Here is a 19,591-nt window from a genome sequence, read left to right as displayed (position 1 = left end):
GCCTTGCCCAGACCCAATTGGGGGAACCCTTGCCGACGGGATGCTAATGCGGACCGCTCATTGTTCCGGCCCGGCCGGGTCCGCCGGGCTGGACAGACAACGCGCCAACCACCGCCAAAGCGACGGCGTCCTTCTTCTCGGTCACGGCAGAGTTCGGCTGGCAGCAGCAAACAGACTGTCAGATCGCCTATACGACAATTGAGCTGGGCGCGCATCCTGGCCCTGCTCCCAATCGAGCCCGGAGAAGCCCGACGGCTTTGCGAACGCACGAGTCTGCAACGATGTGATCCGCGCCCGGGGGAGGCGCCATGATGGCCGTACCTGATTGAGCCGGCCGGGGCGGCGGCCACGGCCGGGCTTGGGAAAGCCGCAGCAAGAACAAGGAGGCGGGCAATGGAGTCGACGGAACCGGGACCCTGCGGCGGCGAGTGGGCGTGGAAGGGCGAAGACGGCCAGGGGCTGATCTGTTCTGCGGCCTGGTCGGCGGACGGGACTGTCGTGGCCCAGGGTCTGCGGGACGGGCGGGTGGCGCTGCGGGACGCCCGCAGCGGGAAGGTGCTGGGCCTCGGGGAGGGCCACCGAGGCTGGGTCGAATCGGTCGCCTGGTCGCCCGACGGAATGGCTGTTGCCAGCGCGTCTGCAGATTCCGCCGTCAGGGTGTGGGACGCGGAGAACGGCCGCTGCCGGGCAGTGCTGGAGGGGGCCGGCGGCCCGCTGGCGGCGGTGGCGTGGTCGCCGGACGGGTCGGCCATCGCGAGCGGGTCGGCAGACCGGACCGCCGTCATCTGGGACGCCGCCACCGGCGAGGCGCTGCGGCGGCTGGAGGGCCATCAGGGGCCGGTGACCGCGTTGGAATGGGCGCCGGATGGGCGCTCCTTGGCGACTGGATCGAGCGACCAGACGGTCCGGCTGTGGGATCCGCTCACCGGCCAATGCCGTCATGTCCTGCCCACGAGCGGCGGCCCGGGTATGAACGAACGGGAAGGCCCGGTGCGGGCGCTGGCGTGGACGCCGGACGGGCGGGTGCTGAGCGCTGGTTCGGAAACCCGGGAGATCCGGTTTTGGGACCTGGCCGGGGGCGCCCTCGAGCTGAACACGCGACCCGACCCGGACACAGGCGTCGCCTGGAAGGTGCTGTACCTGCCCGGAGACGCCCTCTGGCCGTTGGCGTGGTCGCCGGACGGGCGCTGGCTGGCCTCGGGCGGCATGGTCTGGCTGCGCGAGCACAGGCCCGAAGCCCAGGTGTGGACGCTGATAGACGGCCACCCGGAGGCCGTCGGGCTGCGCTGGCTGAGCTACCGCAGGCTGGCCGTCGCGCTGGCGAACGGGCGGGTCCGGCACTGGATCGCCCCGCCGCTGGACAAAGCCAGTTCCCCATGGTGGAAGCGCGCGGAGTCCAACTGGGCGGCCCCCGACTCGCGCGACGCCATCGAGGAGACCCTAATGGACATGCTCGGGGCGATCGCCGACGTGCGGACCAAGACCATCAAGCTGGAAACCGCCAGCCCCACCTCGGCCGCATCCGCTACGCCTGCCCAGCGGGCCGAGTCCCGCCGGTTGTCCAGGTTGTACGACTCGGTTGACCGCACCTTGGCCACGGCCGCCAAACTGGAGGACGCCGCCGCGCGATCCGCTTTCACCGCCCAGGCCCGCGCCGTTTTCGAGGTCGGGGAGCTGGCGGCGGCCGAGTCCCGCAGCGAGCAGTTGGCGATCAACGTGACGCACGCTGCCTACCTCGAAGCCGAAGCCCGCCGATGCCGCCGGGCCGCCCAGGAGCACCCCAACCGATAGCGCACATCGCGTCGCCCGCCGCTGCCTGATTGACCTCAAACGGGGTTCGGGGGCGGTTTCAGGCCAATCCGGCACCCTCCCTCCGGCGTCAGGTGAGGCGTTCGAAGACCATGGTCGCCTGGATGCGGTCGCCTCCGCCTATGCCTTTGCTGCCGGAGGCCGCCGTGGTGATGGTGTGCAGCCGGTAGCCGAGCGAGGCCTGGGCGTTGATCACCTTCTCCAACTCGGTTAGGTTCCCAGAGCCGGTGCCCCAGAACTTCTCTTTCAGTATGACCTGGAGGACCACGTAGCTCGCCCCGGCAGGGGCCGGCCGGGGCGCGGCTCCGGCGGTGGCGTCCGCCCTGATTTGGTCGACCAGCCCCTGAGGGCCGCCGGCCGAGGCGGGTGGCGGCTGGACCTGGTCGGTCCAGCTTCGGCCGTCCCACCACCGGTTGGTTCCTGTTCCGTCGTTGTACCAGCCTGCCGTGCTGTCAGTCATCGGGGGTCTCGCTTCCTGTCGCAATGGAATAGGCAGTGCTCAGGTCACGTTAGCAAGCTGGGGGTGTCCAGGCACGAAGGCGCGCGCCGAACGCGCCGCCGCCGGCCAGCGGGCAGTCGACGGCGTTGAAGCTGCCAGACTTGAGCCTTGTGGACAGAGCCCAGTTCCTCCAACGCTTCTGGCGCCCGCCCCGCTTGGACCGGGTGACGGTGACGCGGCGCCAGGTGCGGCCAGACGCCTACTGCGATCTGGAACTGGAGGCCCAGCCCTGCCGGTTCCTGACCGGGGACGAGGTCTGGGTCGAGGACACGCGGGAACGAACCTCATTGGCGCTGGTGCGGGAGTGGTCGCCAACTGCCGCCGCAGTGTTTGTCGGCAGAGAGTATCGGGACTCGTTGGTCGGCTCGATTGGCGTCGGGTTGCGCTTTTCGCCCGCCACTCACATCGAAGGGGTGGGGCCGCTGCTGGAACGGGACGGCGGCCTGCCCAACGTGGCCGATTCCCCGGTGGAGCGGTTCGCCTGTTCTAAGGACCAACTGGCGCTGGGCGTGGACGGCCTCGAGTTCTCCATCCAAGGCCCGGACGTGGTCTTCGGGGCGGGACTGGCCAGCGCGGACACTTTGCTCGCCCTGGACTTCGCCATGTTCGGCGAGCGGATCGCGGTCCTGGTCGAGGCGTGCGACCACCCTGGCCTGGGCGTGCTGTGCAGGCGGGTCAAGGCTCGAATCGTCTGAGCCGGGGCGGTTCCTCGATTCCGTGGACCGTGCGCCGGCGGAGCGGCAAGTCGTCGGTGTCCCGGTTGCAGAAAAACCGAAGGAAGCCTCCATTCAGCACGCCGGCCTCCAGCCTCCAAAGCGCTGCGAGTTCCTGCACTTCCGCTCAGAACTGGGGGATGAAGACGTAGGATCGGGGGCATGAACGCCCCCGCATCCGTGGATGAGTACCTGGCCGCCTTCAGCGGCGAGCGCCGCGCAATTCTGGAGCGCGTGCGCCTAACGGTGGCGCGGGCGGCCCCCGACGCGGTGGAGGCGATCTCCTACGGCATGCCCACTTTCAAGCAGGGCCGAGCCGTCATGCACTTCGCCGCGATGAAAAACCACTTGGGCGTTTATCCGATGCCGTCTGCCGTCGCCGCGTTCGCCGGGAGGCTTTCCGAGTACAAGACATCCAAGGGCGCCGTTCAGTTTCCCTGGGACAAACCCATCCCGTTCGAGCTGATAGCCGAAATGACCCGCTTCAACGTGGAGCGTTTGGCCGCCGGGTCGGGCCCGTGACGCCGCGGCTGCGAGGACGGGCCCGCCGCCCGCCGGTAAGGCCGGGCCGGGCCGTCGCCAGCTCCCTCCCGCCCCCCGGCCACCGGCCCCCTCCCGCCGGGCCGCATGGGCGGCGCGGCGGGAAGGGGCTTCCGGCTGGGGTCGGGGTTTACGACTTGGGCTTTAGCATGCCCACGTCGACGGTCCACATGCCGTTGTAGACAATCCCGTCCACGTCCGCCGCGTGGCCTATGTTGATGGCCGGCTGGAACAGCGGCACGTACGCGGACTCCTGGTTGGACAGTTCGCCCCACTTGGCGAAGGCGGCGGCGCGGGCGGTCGGCTCGACCACTGTGTAGCACTCGCCGATCGTCTCGGTGAACTCCGCGCTGGCCTCGGTCCAGTTGGCGTAGGTGTCGCCGAACACGTTCTCCTCGGCCCACTGGTTCTTGGGCGCGAAGACCAGGTAGCCGGCCGGGTCCAGGTATTCGGGCAGCCAGTAGGCCAGGCCCACCTCGATCGTCCCGGCCATGTAGTCGGCCCAGAAGACCGAGCCGGGGGTGGGCTTGAGCTCCACCTTGAAACCGGCCTCTTGCAACTGCGCCTGAAGCTTCTCCGCCAGGGAGGTGAACTGCAGGCCGTAGATCGTGGCGTCGGAGAGGTAGGACACGTGGATCGTCTCCGTGAACGCGCTGGCGATCGGCTCGGCCACGGCCAGGTCGCGCTTGAGGCGGGCCGATTCGGGCGCCGCGCCGGCGAACTGGAACGGGATGATCGAGTTGAGTTGCTGGGCGCCCGCGCCTGCCTGCTCCACCAGGGCGTCGTAGTCGATCGCGGCGCGCAGGCCTTTGAGGCCCTCCAACCCGAAGAACTTGAAGTTAGTCAGCAGGTAGATGCTGGACAGGGACGGCGTGGAGAGCACCATGCTCGGATCGAGCGTGGCGGCCTCGGCCGGCGAGATGTCCAGGACCATCTGAGCGTCCCCGGCCTCCAGGGCCATCTTCTGCGTGGACGCGTCGGCCTTGCGCAGGATGACGCGGTCGTAGCCGGCCGGCTTGTCGCCGTTGTAGTTCGGGTTGCGCTTCAACACCAGTTCGGCGGAGAAGTCGGCCCGGTCAATGGTGTACGGGCCGGTCCCGGCCGTGGCCGTGTTGAACCACTTGTCGGCCGTGTCGCCCTCGCCCATGGTGCCGCCGTTCTCCTCGACGACCTTCTTTTCCACAATTCCGGCCCAGCTTGACCCAAGAATGCCGGGCAGTTCGGGGCGGGGGGTTTCCGAGGTGATCGTGAGGGTCTCGTCGTCGGTCTTCGTGAACTCCAGGTTCGCCAGATACGGGGAGTTCAGCGTGTTGAGGCTGCGGGCGCGTTCAAGGGTGTAGATGGCGTCTTCCACGGTGACGGTGGCGCCGGAGACGAACTTGCGTTTCGTGTCGAGCTTGAACGTGAACTCGGTGTACTCGTCGTTCACGGCCATGGTGGCCAGGCCCGGCACCGTCTTTGACAGGTCGCCGCCGTCGAACGTGATCAGGGACTCGTACATGGCCTTGACGGTGAGGGCGCCCATGGAGGAGCGCTCGCGGGCCGGGTCGGTGGTGTCGAACGCGTCGAACGTGGCGTCGATCACCAGGGTGGCTTCCTTTTTCGCGGGGGTTTCGTCGTCGCCGGCGCAACCGCCGAGGGCGAGGGCGCCCGCCGCGAGCAGCGCGGCGCCGACGAGTAGGGGCTTCTTCATGTTTCTCTCCTGGTTGGGGTTGTGTCGGTTCTTAGTGGTTGCGGTTAGCCGCCTGGGAGGATTCCCAGGCCGTCGGGTTTCGGGATGGAGGCGAGGAGCCGCCGGGTGTACGGGTGCTCCGGGGCGTCCCAGATTCGGTCTGTGGGGCCCTCTTCAACGATTTGGCCGTCAACCATCACCAACAGGCGGTCTGCGATCAGGCGCACAATCGACAGGTCGTGGGAGATGAAGAGCAGGGCCACATCCTCCTCGGCGGCCAGTTGGCACATGATTCCGGCCACGCGCGCCTGCGTGGAGGCGTCCAGCGAGGAGATCGGCTCGTCGGCGATCAGCAGGCTCGGCTCCGCGGCCAAGGCCCGGGCGATCGCTATGCGCTGGCGTTGTCCGCCGGAGAAGGAACGGGGGAAACGGGACGCGTCGGCCGCCTCCAGGCCGACGCGTTCCAGCCATTCGGCGGGCGTCAAAGCAGAGCGTCCCGTTCCGGCCGCCGTGACGGCCTGGACGGCATCGTCGGCCGGGTGGCGGTCCAAGCCGGGCGCCTTGACGGCATCGTCGGCGTGGCGGCGGGCGGCGGTGGCGAGCCCGTCGGCGACCTGACGGCCCACCCGGCGGCGCGGGTTGAGGGAACTGGCCGGGTCTTGGAAGACCATCTGGACGCCGGTGTGGCCAATGGGCCGTCGGCGCATGGTGAGCGGTTTGACCAGGTTGCCGCCGAATTCGACGATGCCGTGCGAGGGCTTGAGCAGGCCGCTGACCGCGCGGGCGACGGTCGACTTGCCGCAGCCGGACTCGCCGACAAGGCCCAGGACCTCGCCCGGGTAAAGGTCGAAGGAGATGCCCCGGACGGCTTTGACCGGAGGCGGGCCGGGGTAGGTGACGCGCAGGTCGCGGACTTTCAGCAGCGGCTCGGCCATCACAAGTCCTTTTTCAGGTCGATCCGATAAAGGTCCTCGCGCGACGCGAGCCCTCCCTTGGCGCCTGGCAGCGACGCCAGCAAAGCTTTGGTGTAGGCGTGTTCGGGCTCGGTGAAAACCTGGAGCCTGGGGCCGGCCTCCACGATGGCGCCGCGTTGCATCACGGCCACGTCGTCCGCCAGCGCGGAGATCACGCCCAGGTCGTGGCTGATGAAGAGGACCGCCAGGCCGAGTTCCTCGGCCAGGCCCCGGATCAGGCGCAGAATCCCGGCTTGGACGGTCACGTCAAGGGCGGTTGTGACCTCGTCGGCTATCAGGAGCTTCGGGGAGCACATGAGGGCGGAGGCGATGGCGATGCGTTGGCGCTGGCCGCCGGAGAACTCGTGGGGGTAGCGCTTGAGCGAGCCGGCGCGGTCAATCCCGACCCGCCGGAGCAGTTCGGCGGCGCGGTCGCGGGCGGCGGCCCGGTCCAAGCCCAGGTGGAGGCGCGCGTGGTCGGTCAATTGCGACTCGATCGTCAGCATGGGGTGGAGAGACGTGGTCGGGTCCTGGAACACCATCGCCATGTGCGAGCCGCGCAACTCCGCCAGCCGCCGTTTCCGGTCCGGCCCCGTGATGACGGCGCCGTCAACCGTGATCGCGCCGGTCAACGTGGAGTTCTTCGGCTCCAGCCCCATGACGCTCAGCCCGGTCATGGTCTTGCCGGAGCCCGATTCGCCGGCCAGGCCCAAAATCTGGCCCTGCTGGATGGCGAGGCTCACGCCTTCGAGGATGGGGATGTCGCGGCCTTCGGAGTGGATCACCAGCCCCAGACTCCTGATCTCGAGGACGGTCACAGTTTGGCCACCTCCGGGTCCAGTTGGTCGCGCAGCAGGTCGCCGATTATGTTGAAGGCCACCACCACGGTGAAGATGGCCAGCCCCGGGAACAGCCCCAGCCACCACTTGTCGAAGCTGTGGATGGCGAAGCTCACCATTGAGCCCCACTCGGGCGTGGGCGGTTTGGCCCCCAGGCCCAGGAAGGACAGCCCGGACAGGAGGAGGGTGGCGGTCCCGAGGTCCAAGGTGCCCATGATGAGCGTGGGGCTGACAATGTTGGGCAGGACGTCGCGGCTCATGACGCGGCCGGGGGACTGGCCCAGGAGGCGGGCGGCGGAGACGTAGTCGGCCTGGCGCAGGTTGAGGACCAGCGAGCGCGTCAAACGCGCGTACAGCGGCCAGGAGACCACCACCGCCGCGAGCACGGAGTTGAAAAGCGACGGGCCCAGCGCGGCGGCCGTGATCATGGCCAGGATGACCGTGGGGAAGCTCATGAAAAGGTCGGCGAACCGCATGATGACCTCGTCCAGCCAACGGCCGAAGAACCCCGCCACTATCCCGAAGAAGGAGCCGACCGCGATCGAGATGGCCACCAGGAGGAAGGTCAGGGAAATCGAGATGCGCGAGCCCGCGATCACGCGCGAGAAGTAGTCCCGGCCCGTCTCGTCGGTGCCGAACCAGTGCTCGCCGCTGGGCGGCAGGAAGGGGGCGAAGTCTTGCGCGACCGGGTCGTGGGGGGCCAGCCAGGGGGCGAGGATCGCGGTCAGGATCCAGGCGGCCGCAATCACGACCGCCAGGACGCCGAGGGGCGTGCGGAAGGCCTGGGGGATGCGGCGGCGCCCTGCGACCCGGCGGGCGAACCTGGCGCCCGCGCGGCCGTTTTGGCGCCCCGGCGCCTTGGCGGGCGATGGGGCGGGTGCCGCGCCGGGGGCCGGGGCCGCCTTCGGGCCGCTCATCGCTGGCCCACCCGCACGCGCGGGTCGATCAGGCCGTAGGCCAGGTCGACCAGGAAATTGGTCATGATGAAGATCAGGCCGATCACCAGGCCGGTGCCCATGACCGCCACCAGGTCCAGGCTCATGGCGGCCCTGAAAGCGTAGGAGCCGAGTCCCGGGCGGGAGAAGATCGACTCGATCAGGACCGTGCCGGACAGCAGGCCGCCGAACACCACGCCGATGATCGTGAGGATGGGGATCATGGCGCCCCGGAGCACGTACTTGAACAAGACCGTGCGCAGCGGCAGGCCCTTGGCCGTCGCGGCGTGGACGTAGTCCTTGTCCAGGACTTCGAGGACGGTGGTGCGGGTGAAGCGGGTGAGCAGGCCCACGGCGTAGAGGGTGAGGACGAACACCGGCAGGATCAGGTGCCCCGCGGCGTCCACGAAGGTTTCGAAGTCGCCGGTCACCAGGGCGTCCACGGTGTACAGGCCGGTGATGCGCTTGGGCGGGGGAGCGCCCGGGGAGAGCCGGCCGGAGCCGGGGGTCCAGCGCAGGCGGAAGTAGAAGAGGTACAAAGAGAGGATCGCGAGCCAGAAGCTGGGCACCGAGATGCCGACCAGCGACACGACCCGCAGCACCTGGTCGGAGGCCTTGCCCTTGCGGTAGGCCGCCAGGACGCCGAAGAACAGGCCAATGACGGCGGCGCTGACAATGGTGAAAAGCGCCAATTCAAGCGTGGCCGGGAAGTTGGTGGAAAGGTCCTCGGCCACGGCGTGCCGCGTTATGTAACTGGTGCCCAGGTCGCCGTGCAGCAAGTTCGTCAGGTAGATCCAGTACTGCACGTAAAGGGGCTTGTCCAGGCCGTATTGGGCGCGGAACGCGGCGACCAGATCCGGTTTTGAGGCGGCCACCTCGCCAAGCGCGGCGACCACCGGGTCGTTCGGCACAAGGTTGGCCAGCAGAAAGGTGATAATCGTGATGCCGAACGCGAGCAAAACGGCAATTCCGAGCCGGCGAATGATGTAGTTGAGCAGTCCGCGGTGCCGGAGGTACCACTTGACCATGCGCTCGCCCTGTTCTCGGAAGGGCCGCCTCCGGAAACGGAGCCAGCTTGTTGCCACTGGTGTTGTGTGGAAGCCGCCCTGGGTGCGTGGCGACTGTGCATGATGATAGTGGGCCAATACCCGCGTTTCAATGGCGCGGGGCGCGCGTGGCCGCTCAGATCCCGGTGAACTGGCGGTCCGCCCGGTCGGGTCCGGCGGCCCGCACCAACACCGGACCGAACGAATCCAGCGGCATGGGCCCGCTGGTGGTGGCGAAATGGTCGTAAACGTCAAGGTGGTTGACCGCGAGGACGTCGACCATCGTCTGGTCGATCGCCGCCCGGAGGTACGCCGGGTCGTGGGGCGCGACCCGGAAGACGCCGGCGAAGGCGGCGTCGCCGTTGTGGGGCTCCGGCGGGCGGTAGGTCCGCGCGCCCGGATCGTCTGAGGGGACGCGGCCGGGCGGCATGGCGCCCTCGGCGGGCAGCGGGCCGGCGCCGTGCCGGGTCGCGTACGTGCGGACGCAGCCGATCGCGGTCACGTCCCCGATCCCGGCCTGGCGGCAGAGCCGGCGGGCGGGCGCGGGCGTGGTGGTGGACCACGTGGTGTGGGGCTGGAAGCCGAAGTTCTGGTCGAGCCAGAACCCCTGGGCGCCCTCGAAGATGGTGCGGCCGGCGCCGATCTCCTCCAGCAGTCGGTCGGCGCTGACCAGCCGCAGGCCCGCCGCCGCGTCGGCGCACTGCCGCTCCAGGGCGGCCCGGAGTTCCGCCCGGTCGAACCCTTCCGGGTCCAACACGCCCTGCTCGCCGTAGTGCGCCAGCAGGCGCTCGCCTTTCGCGAGGAAGGCGGCCGGCTCGGCCAGGTCGCGGGCACGGGGCGCCCATTCGGGCTGGTCCAGCCCGTAGGCGATCGTCTCGCCGAAGCCGCGTCCGGTCGAGCCGTGCCGCCCGGCTCCCCGCGCCGCCTCGCGAGCGCGGTTCGCCGCGACGTGAAGCGCCGTCGTGACCAGGCAGTCCTCGACCACGAACAGGTCGGGGTCCACGCCCAGGCTCCGCAAAGCCAGCCGTTCCGCCCAGGCGGCGCTCGGCTCGACCGTGCAGTCGCCCGCCACCCAAGTCGGGACCCCCGACAGCCCCGCCGAACCGAAGTTGGCGAACGTGTGGTGGACCTTGCCCGCCACCACGTTGTGCGCGGCCTGCTGGCCGCCGTTGAAGCGGACCACCCGGTCCGCCGGGTGGCGGGCGGCGAGGGCGTCCACCGTCGCGCCCTTGCCCTCGTCGCCCCACCCCAGCCCGACCACAATCAAGGCGCTCGGGGTCTGGCCGTTCATCTCGCGTCCCTCCTGTCGGCGGTTTCCTTATAGACGATGCCGTCCGGTCACCTCAGCCCGGCCCCCACCGGCCGGCGCAGGGCCTGGCCAACCCGCAGCGCCACCTCTTTGCCGGCGGCGGCCGTGAGGTCGGCCGTGATCGCGGCGGCGTCGCGTCCCTCCTCGAAGCCGATGATCGCGGCGATGGTCTCCGCGATCGCGTCCGGGTCTTGCACCAAGACCACGTTGTCGCGGCCGAAGAGCGCCCCGTAGAACGCCTGCGACCCTTGCGTGAACGCGGCCGCGTTGTTGATCAGCAGGATTCTGATTTCCCAGGTCTTCGCGACGTCGGCGGCGATCCCCTCAAAGCTGAGGTCGCCCAGGGGCTGGCCGTCGCCGATGAATTCGCGCACGTGTCCGGGGGCGATCGGGATTTGCTTCTCGTCCGCGATCAGGAAGACGTAGCCTTTCTTGCCCCGCTTGCGCCAAGCGTCGGTCTCGGTGTGGTGGGCCAGGTAGTAGAGCAGCAATTGGCTGGTCTCGCCGTCGTTGCCGCCGCCGCCGCCCTCCAGGTAGAGCCGGTCCAGGTTTTCGTCAATGCGGTTGTCGGATTCGAACTGGCTGATCTGCAGCGGAACGTAGTCGCAGGTCGCGTCACCGTAGGTGGCGATGGCTATTTGCGGGTCGGTGGCGTATCCCTTGTCGATCAACAGGGCGAACAGGGTGGCGAGTTTGTGCTGGACCACGCGCGGCACCGAGCCCATCGAGCCGGTCGAGTCGAAGCCGACCACGATCGGCAGAGAGGTCGGGTGGTCGGGGTTGTCGAACGCCTCGCGGACGTTCTTGCCCGCGGCGTTCAGTTTGGTGGGGTCCAGCGCCTCGTGCGCCTTGGCGACCCCGGTCGCCCGCGCGTGGCGGTCGTAGCCGAAGGCCGTTCCGGAGGCGACCCGGACCCCGGTCGCGGCGGCGTAGGTCGCGTGGCTCCATGATCCGCTTCCCATGATGATCCTCCTTGGTAGAAATGTGATGACTCTTTATTGAGTCACTATGACTATATCAGTGCCGCGCGGATTGTCAACTGCGGTCCGACCGCCCGTTCATTCGTGGCAATCGCGGGCCCGGTTTTTCCCTGTGGGGCTTCAGATGGGCGGCGTGGCCGGGCGGGCCAGCGGGTGCCAGCGGTCCGCGCCGACTTGGCGGCGCGAGCAGTCCAGCACCTCCTCGAAGAACCGCTCCGGCGTTTCGGGCCGCAGGGCGTTCCGCGCGAACAGATCGCGCAAGTCCCCGGTCGCGCCTCCGCCGGCCAGCATGGCGGCGGCTTGCGCCACGGCGAGCAGCGGGTCTGCGGGGGCGCCCCCCAGGTAGCGCGGCGGGGTGGGAGCGGCCGGGCGAACCGTGAGGCGTTCGCCAATCGGCCGGCCGAGCCACCAGCCGTCAAGACGCAGGCCGTGCTGGGCGGGTTCGATCACCACAGTCATCGGATTGACGTCGGTGTGGGCCCATCCCACTTGGGCGGCTTGGATGATCGCGGCGGCCAGGCGCCTGGCCACCCAGATCGAAGTGCGAGTGTCCAACGGCCCGAACTCGGCCAAGAACCACCATTGCTCGGCGGCGCCTCGCCCGCCGTCAGTTGGATGGGGCCGGGACGAGTCGCCGGGGCGGCCGGGCGACCCGACTCCGGGCGTGCCGGCGCCTGACGGCCGGGCGGGCGGGACGGCATCGTGCGCTGGGGCGGTCCGGTATTCGATGACGCGGGCGTCCCCACCGCCTTCCCCGACCACGCGGCGCGTGAAGAAGCGGCGCTCGCGGGCGTGTTCCAGGGCGGCGTGGGCCTGGTCGGCGGCCAAGGCCAAATCCCCGAAGCCGGGCCTGAGGGTCCACCGGAGGCGGCCGGGCTCCTCGCGGGCGCCGTCGGCGACCCGCAGGCGGAACTCGGGTTGCTGGTAGAGGTCGCGCAGGCGCGCGAAGGCTGCTCCCGCGGACGGGTCGGCGCACAGGTCGGGATGGACGTGGCGCTGGGCGCGCCGCAACGCCGAGGGGTCGTGGGGCAGACCGAGATCGCGCCATTCGGCCGCGGCCAGAATCTCCGCCACCGCTGGGACCCTCTCCGGGGCCGTCCTCGCGGCGTGGGCGGGGCTGCCCGCCACCCCGGTCACGGCCGTTTCCGGGGCTCCGGTGCGCGTGCGCGCGAGAACGGAGGGTCGATCGCGGTGGCCGGGCCGGCCTTGTATAGGCGCGCCGGGGGGCCGGGCACGCCGGTGCGGACCTGGCCGACGGGCTCGATGAAGCCCGGCACGGAGAGCACCTTGCGGCGGAAATTCTGAAGCTCAACGGCTTCGCCCCAAACGGCCTGGTAGACGGCCCGCAACTGGCCGATCGCGAACTGACGGGGGAGGAACCTGGTGGCGATCGTGGTGTACTCGAGTTTGGCGCGGACCCGCTCCACGGCATCGTCCAGGATCTGGCCGTGGTCGAACGCCAAGTGGGCGGCTTGGGCCTCCGCCAAGTCGACCCAGCGGGCGGCGCGCGCGTCGGCGGCGGCGACCGGGTCCGGCAGGTCGGGCGCGAACGCCACGTAGGCGACGGTGACCACCCGCATCCGGGGGTCGCGGGCGACGCCCGAATAGGTGCGGAGCTGTTCCAAGTGATACGGGGAGCCAAGCGCCAGGCCGGTCTCCTCCGTGAGTTCCCGGCGGGCGGCCTGCCCGGCGTCCTCGTCGGGCCGCAAGAATCCGCCTGGGAGCGCCAACCGGCCGAGGAACGGCTCCTCGCCGCGCTCAATGAGCAGCACGTGCAGACGGCCGCTGCGCAGGGTGAAAACGGCCAGGTCCACGGTGACGGCGAAGGGTGGAAACTGGCTGGGGTCGTAGGCTTCGGTCATTTTCGCCTCCGCGTTGATAGCTTCGCTCTGACTATATCAGGGGCGGGGCGGCGCGGGAGGGCTCAGCGGCAAGTCGGCGGCGAACAGGTAGCGGTCCAGGGCCGGACCGGCCGCCTCCGCGATCTGGCTAACGGACAGGCTGGTCAGAGGCTCAACCCTGAGCACGTACCGCGCCATCACAATTCCCAGCACATGGGAGCCCGCCAAGGCGATCCGGGCTTCGGAGTCCGGGCCGGCCAGGCGCGGCGCGATCGCGCCGATGATCTGGTTGGCCACGAACCGGACCAAGACGCGGCGCGACTCCTCGTGGGTGCCAAGGTTCCGGACCAGTCCAAGGAAGGCCGGGCCCAGGCGCTCGTCTTCCAGCGCGGTCAGGATCGCCCTGACCGAGCGGGCGCCCACGCCCGCGTCTGGGGCGCCTTCGGCGCGGGAGGCCAGGTGCTCCAGAATGGGGGTTTGCCCGCGCTCGCGGATCGCCTGCGTGATCGCGGCGTCGAAAAGCTCCTCCTTGGCCCCAAAGTAGTAGTGGACCAGCTTCGGGTCCACCCCGGCGGCGCGCGCTATCCCGCGCACGGTGGCGGCCTGGTAGCCGCGCTCGCCGAACTGGGCCCGCGCGGCCTGGAGAATCCGCTCGGACCAGGCGGTTTCGGTGGGGCGTGGCCCCCGGCGGCCAGCCCCGCGGCCATCGCTGCCGTTCATGGTGGGCGCCTCCAATCTCATGCGGCCTTGCCCCGTCGATCCTAACCCGCCGTGATTTCCGCCGGTGGGGAAACAGCGGCGCCGGGCGGGGTTTCGTCAAGTGATGAAACAATGGTAGGTTACACAAATGCGCGCGTTGATCGTCAAGGAGTTCCGCGAACTGGCGCGGGACAAACGCACTTTCGCCATGCTGGTGGTGTTGCCGATTGTGATGCTGACCGTTTTCGGCTACGCGGCCAACTTCTCCGTCAAGCGGGTCTCCGTCGTTGTGACCGGCCCGGCGGCGGCGGCCCTCGCCGAGGACATCGAGGCGTATCAGACCGCGCGCGAGGCGATCGACGTGGTGGCGGTGGAGCCTTCGGGGGCGCAGGCCACCCAGGCCTCATTGGAACTGGCCGCCCGTGACATGCTGCGGGACCAGCGGGCCGCCGTGGTGATCGTGGCCCTGCCGGAGGCCGACCCGGCGGCGCCACTGACGGACCGCATGCGGGCCTACGCGGACGGCTCGGCCCTGTTCAGCGCACAGGCGGCCCAGGCGACGTTTGCCCGCCTGGCGGCGGAGGACTCGCGCGACCGCATGACGGCGGCCCAAGAACAACTGGTCCAAGCGCTGTCCCAAAGGGGCGCCTTGGCCTCTTTCGACCCGGCCCAATTCGCCCCGCCGGACCTCGACGCGGACCGGCTGGTGGCGGTGTTGTTCAACCCCGACCTCAAGACCTCCTGGGTGATAGTGCCGGGGCTGACTGGCATGGTGTTGATGTTCATCGGCACGTTGATCACCAGCATCGGCCTGGTCCGCGAACGCGAGACGGGCACCCTTGAGCAACTGGCGGTCATGCCGCTGCGGCCCAGCGTCATCATCCTGGGAAAGATCGTGCCGTATTTCGTCTTGGCTCTCGCGGACATGGTGGTGGTGACGTGCATCGGGGTCGGCCTGTTCGGCGTGCCGTTCACCGGCAGCCTGTGGCTTTACGGCGCCACAGCCGTGGTGTTCTGCTTCGCGGCGTTGGGCGTTGGCGTGCTGATCTCCTCGGTGTCGCAAAACGCCGCCCAGGCCATCCAAATGGCCATCATGCTCTTGGTTCCACAGGTGTTGCTGTCGGGGCTGATCTTCCCGCTGGATCTGATGCCGCTGGGCGTGCGCTGGATCGGCTACGTGTTGCCGTTGACCTGGTTCCGCGAGATCGCCGTGGGCGTCATGCTGCGGGACGCGACCCTCGGCTCGCTTTGGCCGCCCGCCGTGATCCTGGTCGGCATGGCTGTGGTCGTGTTCGGCGCAGCCACCGCCCGGATGCGGTTCGCGTTGACCCACGGGGGCGCCCGCTGATGATCACGCTGGCCGGGGCCTCGGTCCGGTTCGGAGCCACTGTGGCGGTGGACGGCCTCAGCGGGTCGTTCCCGCCCGGACGCATAACGGCGCTGGTCGGCGGCGACGGCGGCGGCAAATCGTCGCTGCTGCGCGCGCTGGCCGGCCTGGCGCCTTTCTCGCCCGCTTTGCCGCCCCCGGCCGACCGCCGCGAGATCGGCTACCAAAGCGCGGACGGCGGCGTCTGGCTAAACCTCTCGGTCCGGGAGAACGTCGAGTTTGTCAGCCGGGTTCACGGTTTGCCGGGCGCCCAGGCGCGCGCCCGCGCTGACGAATTGTTGGAACGCGCCGGGCTGGAGGACGCCCGTGACCGCGTCGCCGCGCGCTTGTCCGGCGGCATGCGGCGCAAGTTGGGCTTCGCGCTGGCCACCCTGCACAGGCCCGGCTTGGTGCTGTTGGACGAGCCCACCACCGGGGTCGACCAAGCCAGCCGCGGCGAGCTTTGGGAGATGATCGCCCAGGCGGCGGCCGAGGGCGCGACCGTCATCTTGGCGACCACCTACCTCGACGAGGCCGAGCGCGCCGACCAGGTCTTCCTCCTTGACGCCGGCAAGACCCTGGCCGTCGGCACGCCGAGCCAGGTGACCGCGCAAATGCCCGGCCGCTTGTGGCGTTCGGCGCCAACCGGCGCCCCGTGCGGTGACCAGCCTGCCGACACGGATGCGGGCGAGGGCGCCGGGGCTTCGGCGCTCGCGCCGAAGGGCGGCGAAACAGGCTCTGCGGCCGGGCCGTGGTCATGGCGGCGCGGCCGGGCGACGTACCTGTGGGCGCCGGGTCCCCTGAGCGACCAGCCGACCGGTTTCATCCCCGTCGCGCCAGACCTGGAAAACGCGAGTGTCGCCTTGCTGCTTGCCGCAGAGCGCGCCTCTGGGCGCCGGGCGCCCGCCGCCCTCAGCGCTTCGGCGGCCGCCGTGCGTGCGGGCCCGCGTGCCGCCGGGACCGCACCGGCCGAGGCGGCCCCGGCGCGCCCCGAACCCGCAATCCGCGCGGACAACGTCACCCGCGTCTACGGGAGCGTGACGGCGCTGAGCGGCGTCTCTTTGAGCGTCGGCCGGGGCGAAGTCGTTGGGCTGGTGGGCGGCAACGGCGCGGGCAAGACCACGCTGATGCGCATAATTCTGGGGATCGAGGTCCCGACCAGCGGGTCCTGCGAGCTGTTCGGGGCCAAGCCGACGCTCGAATCGCGGCGGCGACTCGGCTACGTCGCCCAAGGCCTGGGCCTTTACCCGTCACTCTCTGCCCGCGACAATCTCCTCTTCGCCGCCCGCGTTCACGGCGCGGCGGTGAGCCCGGCCGCCGCCGAATTCGCGGCCGAGTTGGGCGCGACACCCGTGGGACGCCTGCCGCTCGGGGTGCGGCGGCTGCTGGCCTACCTGGCGGCGTCTCAGCACGTCCCGGAGCTGCTCATCCTGGACGAGCCGAGTTCCGGCATGGACCCGTTGGCGCGGGCGCGGCTGTGGAAAGCCCTGCGGGCCAACGCCGAAGACGGCGCGGGTGTCCTGGTCACCACTCATTACCCTCAAGAGGCCGCGCAATGCGACCGCCGGGTGATGCTCGCGGCCGGCCGGACCGTAGCCGCCTAACAAACTCACAGGCGATTCTCAGCCGACGCGCACCCAAGTATCAGGTTGGCCCGGGTTGGACAACCAGTGCGAAACGCCCCCGGACTGGCCGGCGCCAAGAAGCGGGTGGGCGTGTTGACCACCGTGTTGGGGGGCGTTGGTGGCCATACTGGCTTTTGGGGGAGGGTTTTGGGCTGAGCGGGGAACCGCGCCTGAGAGGGCTCAAGCCGGGCCGGGGGGGGGGCGGTCGGGCGAATTGGGGTTCCGGCGGCGGGGCGCCGGAGTTCGATCAAGACGCCTCCCCGTGTCCGGGCATGGGCCAAGGCGGTCCGGAGGACTCGGACGAATTCGAGGCGCAGTCAATCCAACGCGGCGGTTTCGCCGGCCACCAGCGCGCCGCGAACTGAGGGAGGGGCACCCAAAACGGGGACGGTACCTATTCCTGGCGACTTGACCGGCTACCTCTCGCCAGGCTGCAGCCGCGGCTCGCGCGGCGCCAGACGGCCGCCCCGGCGACACGGATAGTCTCGGCCGAACTGGCGCACGTGGGATCATCGTCTATCGGCTAGCTGGCTGGTGCGGGCTCACCGCGACACTTCACGCTGGGGCGGTCGCCGACCAGCGCCGGCGATCACCGGGTCGGCACTGAAATGCCGTCCGACAGGGCGGTCTTCTTGAGCACCACGGTCTCGACAGAATCATCGACGGCGATGTCGAATACCACGTCGCCCGTGAGGGTCTGCCCGTTGCTGATGTAATCTGCGTTAAGGGTCCCCTCGTACATCATCGCGCCGATGGCCGGTTCGATCTCACCGCTGACCTGCGCCGTTGTGATGGTGATGTCGCCCAGGTACATGCCGATGTTTGTCAGCGCCGTGACCGACACGTTGACTTTGCAGAACTGGCCGTTTGGTTCGAGCGGCGCCCAGGTGTCGTCGGTCATAGGCTCGGTGCTGCAGGCCACCGAGTTGACAACGAACTGGAGGCCGTCGTCAACGACTGGCACGCCTATGGCGGGCGCGGCCGACTCTTGCTTTCCGCTGCCCTGCGCGGGTGTGCTGCGGCTGGCAGCGGAATTCCCGTCAGGGCTGGGGTCCGTGGCGAAGGAGTATCCCGCCGCCACGACCACCACGCCAACAATGGCCCAAAACCACCAGCGCCTTAGCACCGTGCGCCTTGGCGGGGGAGGAAGGGGCGGGCCTGGAGGGGCGAACCCTGGTTGGGCGGGGAATTGACCGGGCGATTGCGGGAACGGCTGCTGGGGGAACGGCTGTTGGGGGAACGGCTGTTGCGGGTAAGGCTGTTGGGGGAACGGCTGGTTCAGAGGTTGGCCGAATTGGCTAAATCCAGCGGGGGGGGGGGCATCTGCGGATGCGATCCGGAGAACGGCCCGGGGTTGAGAGTCATGAAGCACGATGATAGTGCGGGCAGAACCCAAATAGTCGAATCCCGGAACAAAAGAGCCACCGTGTTGGGGGGCGTTGGTGACCATGCTGGCGTTTGGGGGAGGCTTTTGGGCTGGGCGGGGGACCGCGCCTGAGAGGGCTCAAGCCGGGGGGTGTCGGGCGAATTGGGGTTCCGACGGCGGGGCGCTGGTCGGCGGTGCCGAACTTGCGCAATCCGGGTCATCCAGCGCGCGAGGAGGCTCGAACCCTTGGTACGCGAACAGCGAGGCCTTGCCGTCAACCAGGTTGTGTGAGGCCCCTTCGCCAAGTTCAGACTGGTTCGTGAGGTCGGGGCGGCATTCCGGGAAAGCGACAAAGTCGTTGTCCGCGGTCCGGCGGCCAGCCGAAACTGTGACTTGGAACAGCGGGGCGTGCTCGTCGGCCCCGAGCCAGGAGCCTAGGCCGTTGACGCGCGACCACGTCAGGTAGATGTGTCCGGCGCGGTTGTCGACCGAGCCGTCGTTCACAAAATCGTCGCCGCTCGGTCGGTTGGCTGTGATCCAAGTAGGCGTCATACACTCCGCCGAACCTGACCGTTCCCCGGTTGACGACTTGGCCGGTGTTACGGATGCCCGTTTCGCGCAGGGTCAGGGTCCCGGCGGGGCCGACTTCGATCAGTCCGAGGTTTTCCAATTGGTTCCCGGTCTTGACCAGGTTGGCGCCGTCGCCGACCGCCAAGGTTCCCTCGTTGTCCAAGTCTTGGGCCAAGTCGAAGTCGCCTTGGACAACGATGGCGCCCTGGTTGACTATCCCGGCACCGCCGGTGATCTGGGCGCCCGGTTCCAACGTCAACGTCGCTCCGGGGCTCACCTCCAAGGTGGCGTCCGCCGACAGTTCGAGCGGCTCGGCCAAAGTCTGGTCGGACACAACGGTGTAGACGGGTTCGGGGCATTCGGCGTCGGCATCGCAGGCCGACGGTTACACGATCTCGGCGCTGGCGGCCGGGGCGGCGAGCATCGGCCCGGCTAAGGCGAGCGGCAGCGCGGCGACCCCGGCAAGACTCCGGCGCAAAGAACAGTTGGCGGACCTGTCTGCGAACATCTGAGGCCCCTATTTTGTTTGGCTGGGCGGCCCGGCTGTGGACCAATGCCGTCACGCTATCCAACCCACTGCCCGCGCGCGCCAAAACCTGGGCACTACTACCCACCCGTCTGCAGTGAATAGGGGCGGGCCGCGCCATGACTGCCTCGCGCCGGCGTCCGAAGCGCCGACCTGGTGCCCTCGACAGGATTCGAACCTGCGACCTTCCGCTCCGGAGGCGGACGCTCTATCCCCTGAGCTACGAGGGCGCGGCCAGCTTGGGCCGGCCACCTACTGTACCAGCGCCCCGTCCGGTCCACATCGGCAAGCCTGGGGCAGGTC

Annotated in this window: 19 protein-coding genes and 1 tRNA gene; 6 read left to right on the top strand and 14 right to left on the bottom strand. The window is 69.4% G+C overall.

The window, feature by feature from the left end:
* The first annotated feature begins 393 nt into the window (after nucleotides 1-393).
* Complete coding sequence (locus LBC97_09725; GenBank protein ID MDR2566311.1) at nucleotides 394-1,791, top strand: WD40 repeat domain-containing protein; 1,398 nt, start codon at nucleotides 394-396, stop codon at nucleotides 1,789-1,791.
* 88 nt (nucleotides 1,792-1,879) lie between these two features.
* Here LBC97_09725 and LBC97_09720 read toward each other — a convergent pair whose 3' ends face one another.
* The gene (locus tag LBC97_09720) at nucleotides 1,880-2,269 is read right to left on the bottom strand and encodes a DUF4177 domain-containing protein (GenBank protein MDR2566310.1); all 390 of its coding nucleotides are present in this window, start codon (nucleotides 2,267-2,269) and stop codon (nucleotides 1,880-1,882) included.
* Nucleotides 2,270-2,418: 149 nt separating this feature from the next.
* Between LBC97_09720 and LBC97_09715 the strand changes: the two genes are divergently transcribed.
* Together LBC97_09715 and LBC97_09710 are read left to right on the top strand one after the other, a co-directional pair.
* Nucleotides 2,419-3,003: a hypothetical protein gene (locus LBC97_09715; protein ID MDR2566309.1), complete on the top strand. Its 585-nt coding sequence runs from the start codon at nucleotides 2,419-2,421 to the stop codon at nucleotides 3,001-3,003.
* A gap of 180 nt (nucleotides 3,004-3,183) precedes the next feature.
* Nucleotides 3,184-3,543, top strand: coding sequence for a DUF1801 domain-containing protein (locus LBC97_09710; GenBank protein MDR2566308.1), 360 nt, complete (start codon nucleotides 3,184-3,186; stop codon nucleotides 3,541-3,543).
* A 148-nt stretch (nucleotides 3,544-3,691) separates the two neighbouring features.
* Here the strand turns inward: LBC97_09710 and LBC97_09705 are convergent, their stop codons facing one another.
* From LBC97_09705 to LBC97_09660, 10 genes are all read right to left on the bottom strand, one after another.
* Nucleotides 3,692-5,254 (bottom strand): ABC transporter substrate-binding protein, encoded by a 1,563-nt coding sequence (locus tag LBC97_09705; GenBank protein ID MDR2566307.1) that lies wholly within the window; start codon nucleotides 5,252-5,254, stop codon nucleotides 3,692-3,694.
* Nucleotides 5,255-5,298: 44 nt separating this feature from the next.
* Nucleotides 5,299-6,168, bottom strand: coding sequence for an ATP-binding cassette domain-containing protein (locus tag LBC97_09700; GenBank protein ID MDR2566306.1), 870 nt, complete (start codon nucleotides 6,166-6,168; stop codon nucleotides 5,299-5,301).
* A complete protein-coding gene (locus tag LBC97_09695) occupies nucleotides 6,168-7,004 on the bottom strand; it encodes an ABC transporter ATP-binding protein (protein ID MDR2566305.1) in 837 nt (278 codons plus the stop codon). Before LBC97_09695 ends, LBC97_09700 begins: the two co-directional genes overlap by 1 nt.
* Nucleotides 7,001-7,942 carry an ABC transporter permease gene (locus LBC97_09690; GenBank protein ID MDR2566304.1) on the bottom strand — a complete coding sequence of 314 codons (942 nt, stop codon included), beginning with the start codon at nucleotides 7,940-7,942 and terminating at the stop codon, nucleotides 7,001-7,003. Before LBC97_09690 ends, LBC97_09695 begins: the two co-directional genes overlap by 4 nt.
* Nucleotides 7,939-8,988 (bottom strand): ABC transporter permease, encoded by a 1,050-nt coding sequence (locus LBC97_09685; protein ID MDR2566303.1) that lies wholly within the window; start codon nucleotides 8,986-8,988, stop codon nucleotides 7,939-7,941. The genes LBC97_09690 and LBC97_09685 overlap by 4 nt, the downstream gene beginning before the upstream one ends.
* A 154-nt stretch (nucleotides 8,989-9,142) precedes the next feature.
* Entirely contained in the window at nucleotides 9,143-10,297 is a 1,155-nt protein-coding gene (locus tag LBC97_09680; protein MDR2566302.1) for an adenylosuccinate synthetase, read from the bottom strand.
* A gap of 47 nt (nucleotides 10,298-10,344) precedes the next feature.
* Entirely contained in the window at nucleotides 10,345-11,277 is a 933-nt protein-coding gene (locus LBC97_09675) for a hypothetical protein (protein ID MDR2566301.1), read from the bottom strand.
* 138 nt (nucleotides 11,278-11,415) lie between these two features.
* Complete coding sequence (locus LBC97_09670; GenBank protein ID MDR2566300.1) at nucleotides 11,416-12,432, bottom strand: hypothetical protein; 1,017 nt, start codon at nucleotides 12,430-12,432, stop codon at nucleotides 11,416-11,418.
* Complete coding sequence (locus tag LBC97_09665) at nucleotides 12,429-13,157, bottom strand: NUDIX hydrolase (GenBank protein MDR2566299.1); 729 nt, start codon at nucleotides 13,155-13,157, stop codon at nucleotides 12,429-12,431. Before LBC97_09665 ends, LBC97_09670 begins: the two co-directional genes overlap by 4 nt.
* 36 nt (nucleotides 13,158-13,193) lie before the next feature.
* Complete coding sequence (locus tag LBC97_09660) at nucleotides 13,194-13,856, bottom strand: TetR family transcriptional regulator (protein MDR2566298.1); 663 nt, start codon at nucleotides 13,854-13,856, stop codon at nucleotides 13,194-13,196.
* Between the two features lie 127 nt (nucleotides 13,857-13,983).
* Here LBC97_09660 and LBC97_09655 point away from each other — a divergent pair, with 127 nt between their 5' ends.
* The gene (locus LBC97_09655; GenBank protein ID MDR2566297.1) at nucleotides 13,984-15,183 is read left to right on the top strand and encodes an ABC transporter permease; all 1,200 of its coding nucleotides are present in this window, start codon (nucleotides 13,984-13,986) and stop codon (nucleotides 15,181-15,183) included.
* A complete protein-coding gene (locus LBC97_09650; GenBank protein MDR2566296.1) occupies nucleotides 15,183-16,805 on the top strand; it encodes an ATP-binding cassette domain-containing protein in 1,623 nt (540 codons plus the stop codon). Before LBC97_09655 ends, LBC97_09650 begins: the two co-directional genes overlap by 1 nt.
* 610 nt (nucleotides 16,806-17,415) lie before the next feature.
* Here the strand turns inward: LBC97_09650 and LBC97_09645 are convergent.
* Both LBC97_09645 and LBC97_09640 read right to left on the bottom strand, forming a co-directional pair.
* On the bottom strand, nucleotides 17,416-17,952 hold the full coding sequence (locus LBC97_09645) for a DUF4352 domain-containing protein (GenBank protein ID MDR2566295.1): 537 nt from the start codon (nucleotides 17,950-17,952) through the stop codon (nucleotides 17,416-17,418).
* Between the two features lie 378 nt (nucleotides 17,953-18,330).
* Nucleotides 18,331-18,744 (bottom strand): hypothetical protein, encoded by a 414-nt coding sequence (locus LBC97_09640; GenBank protein MDR2566294.1) that lies wholly within the window; start codon nucleotides 18,742-18,744, stop codon nucleotides 18,331-18,333.
* A 131-nt stretch (nucleotides 18,745-18,875) separates the two neighbouring features.
* On the opposite strand from LBC97_09640, the gene LBC97_09635 reads away from it, so the two are divergent.
* Nucleotides 18,876-19,106 carry a hypothetical protein gene (locus LBC97_09635; GenBank protein MDR2566293.1) on the top strand — a complete coding sequence of 77 codons (231 nt, stop codon included), beginning with the start codon at nucleotides 18,876-18,878 and terminating at the stop codon, nucleotides 19,104-19,106.
* A 336-nt stretch (nucleotides 19,107-19,442) separates the two neighbouring features.
* Here the strand turns inward: LBC97_09635 and LBC97_09630 are convergent.
* A tRNA-Arg gene (locus tag LBC97_09630) sits at nucleotides 19,443-19,518 on the bottom strand.
* Nucleotides 19,519-19,591: the final 73 nt, after the last annotated feature.

This window comes from Bifidobacteriaceae bacterium, assembly GCA_031281585.1.
Taxonomy (GTDB): domain Bacteria; phylum Actinomycetota; class Actinomycetes; order Actinomycetales; family WQXJ01; genus JAIRTF01.
This window is presented reverse-complemented; position numbering and strand designations above follow the sequence as displayed.

Bases quoted from the DNA above. Each gene is read 5' to 3' on its own strand.
- LBC97_09685 (MDR2566303.1), bottom strand. From the start codon at position 8,988: ATGGTCAAGTGGTACCTCCGGCACCGCGGACTGCTCAACTACATCATT.
- LBC97_09675 (MDR2566301.1), bottom strand. From the start codon at position 11,277: ATGGGAAGCGGATCATGGAGCCACGCGACCTACGCCGCCGCGACCGGG.
- LBC97_09720 (MDR2566310.1), bottom strand. From the start codon at position 2,269: ATGACTGACAGCACGGCAGGCTGGTACAACGACGGAACAGGAACCAAC.
- LBC97_09655 (MDR2566297.1), top strand. From the start codon at position 13,984: ATGCGCGCGTTGATCGTCAAGGAGTTCCGCGAACTGGCGCGGGACAAA.
- LBC97_09680 (MDR2566302.1), bottom strand. From the start codon at position 10,297: ATGAACGGCCAGACCCCGAGCGCCTTGATTGTGGTCGGGCTGGGGTGG.
- LBC97_09690 (MDR2566304.1), bottom strand. From the start codon at position 7,942: ATGAGCGGCCCGAAGGCGGCCCCGGCCCCCGGCGCGGCACCCGCCCCA.
- LBC97_09705 (MDR2566307.1), bottom strand. From the start codon at position 5,254: ATGAAGAAGCCCCTACTCGTCGGCGCCGCGCTGCTCGCGGCGGGCGCC.
- LBC97_09725 (MDR2566311.1), top strand. From the start codon at position 394: ATGGAGTCGACGGAACCGGGACCCTGCGGCGGCGAGTGGGCGTGGAAG.
- LBC97_09640 (MDR2566294.1), bottom strand. From the start codon at position 18,744: ATGACGCCTACTTGGATCACAGCCAACCGACCGAGCGGCGACGATTTT.
- LBC97_09700 (MDR2566306.1), bottom strand. From the start codon at position 6,168: ATGGCCGAGCCGCTGCTGAAAGTCCGCGACCTGCGCGTCACCTACCCC.
- LBC97_09660 (MDR2566298.1), bottom strand. From the start codon at position 13,856: ATGAACGGCAGCGATGGCCGCGGGGCTGGCCGCCGGGGGCCACGCCCC.
- LBC97_09710 (MDR2566308.1), top strand. From the start codon at position 3,184: ATGAACGCCCCCGCATCCGTGGATGAGTACCTGGCCGCCTTCAGCGGC.
- LBC97_09650 (MDR2566296.1), top strand. From the start codon at position 15,183: ATGATCACGCTGGCCGGGGCCTCGGTCCGGTTCGGAGCCACTGTGGCG.
- LBC97_09665 (MDR2566299.1), bottom strand. From the start codon at position 13,157: ATGACCGAAGCCTACGACCCCAGCCAGTTTCCACCCTTCGCCGTCACC.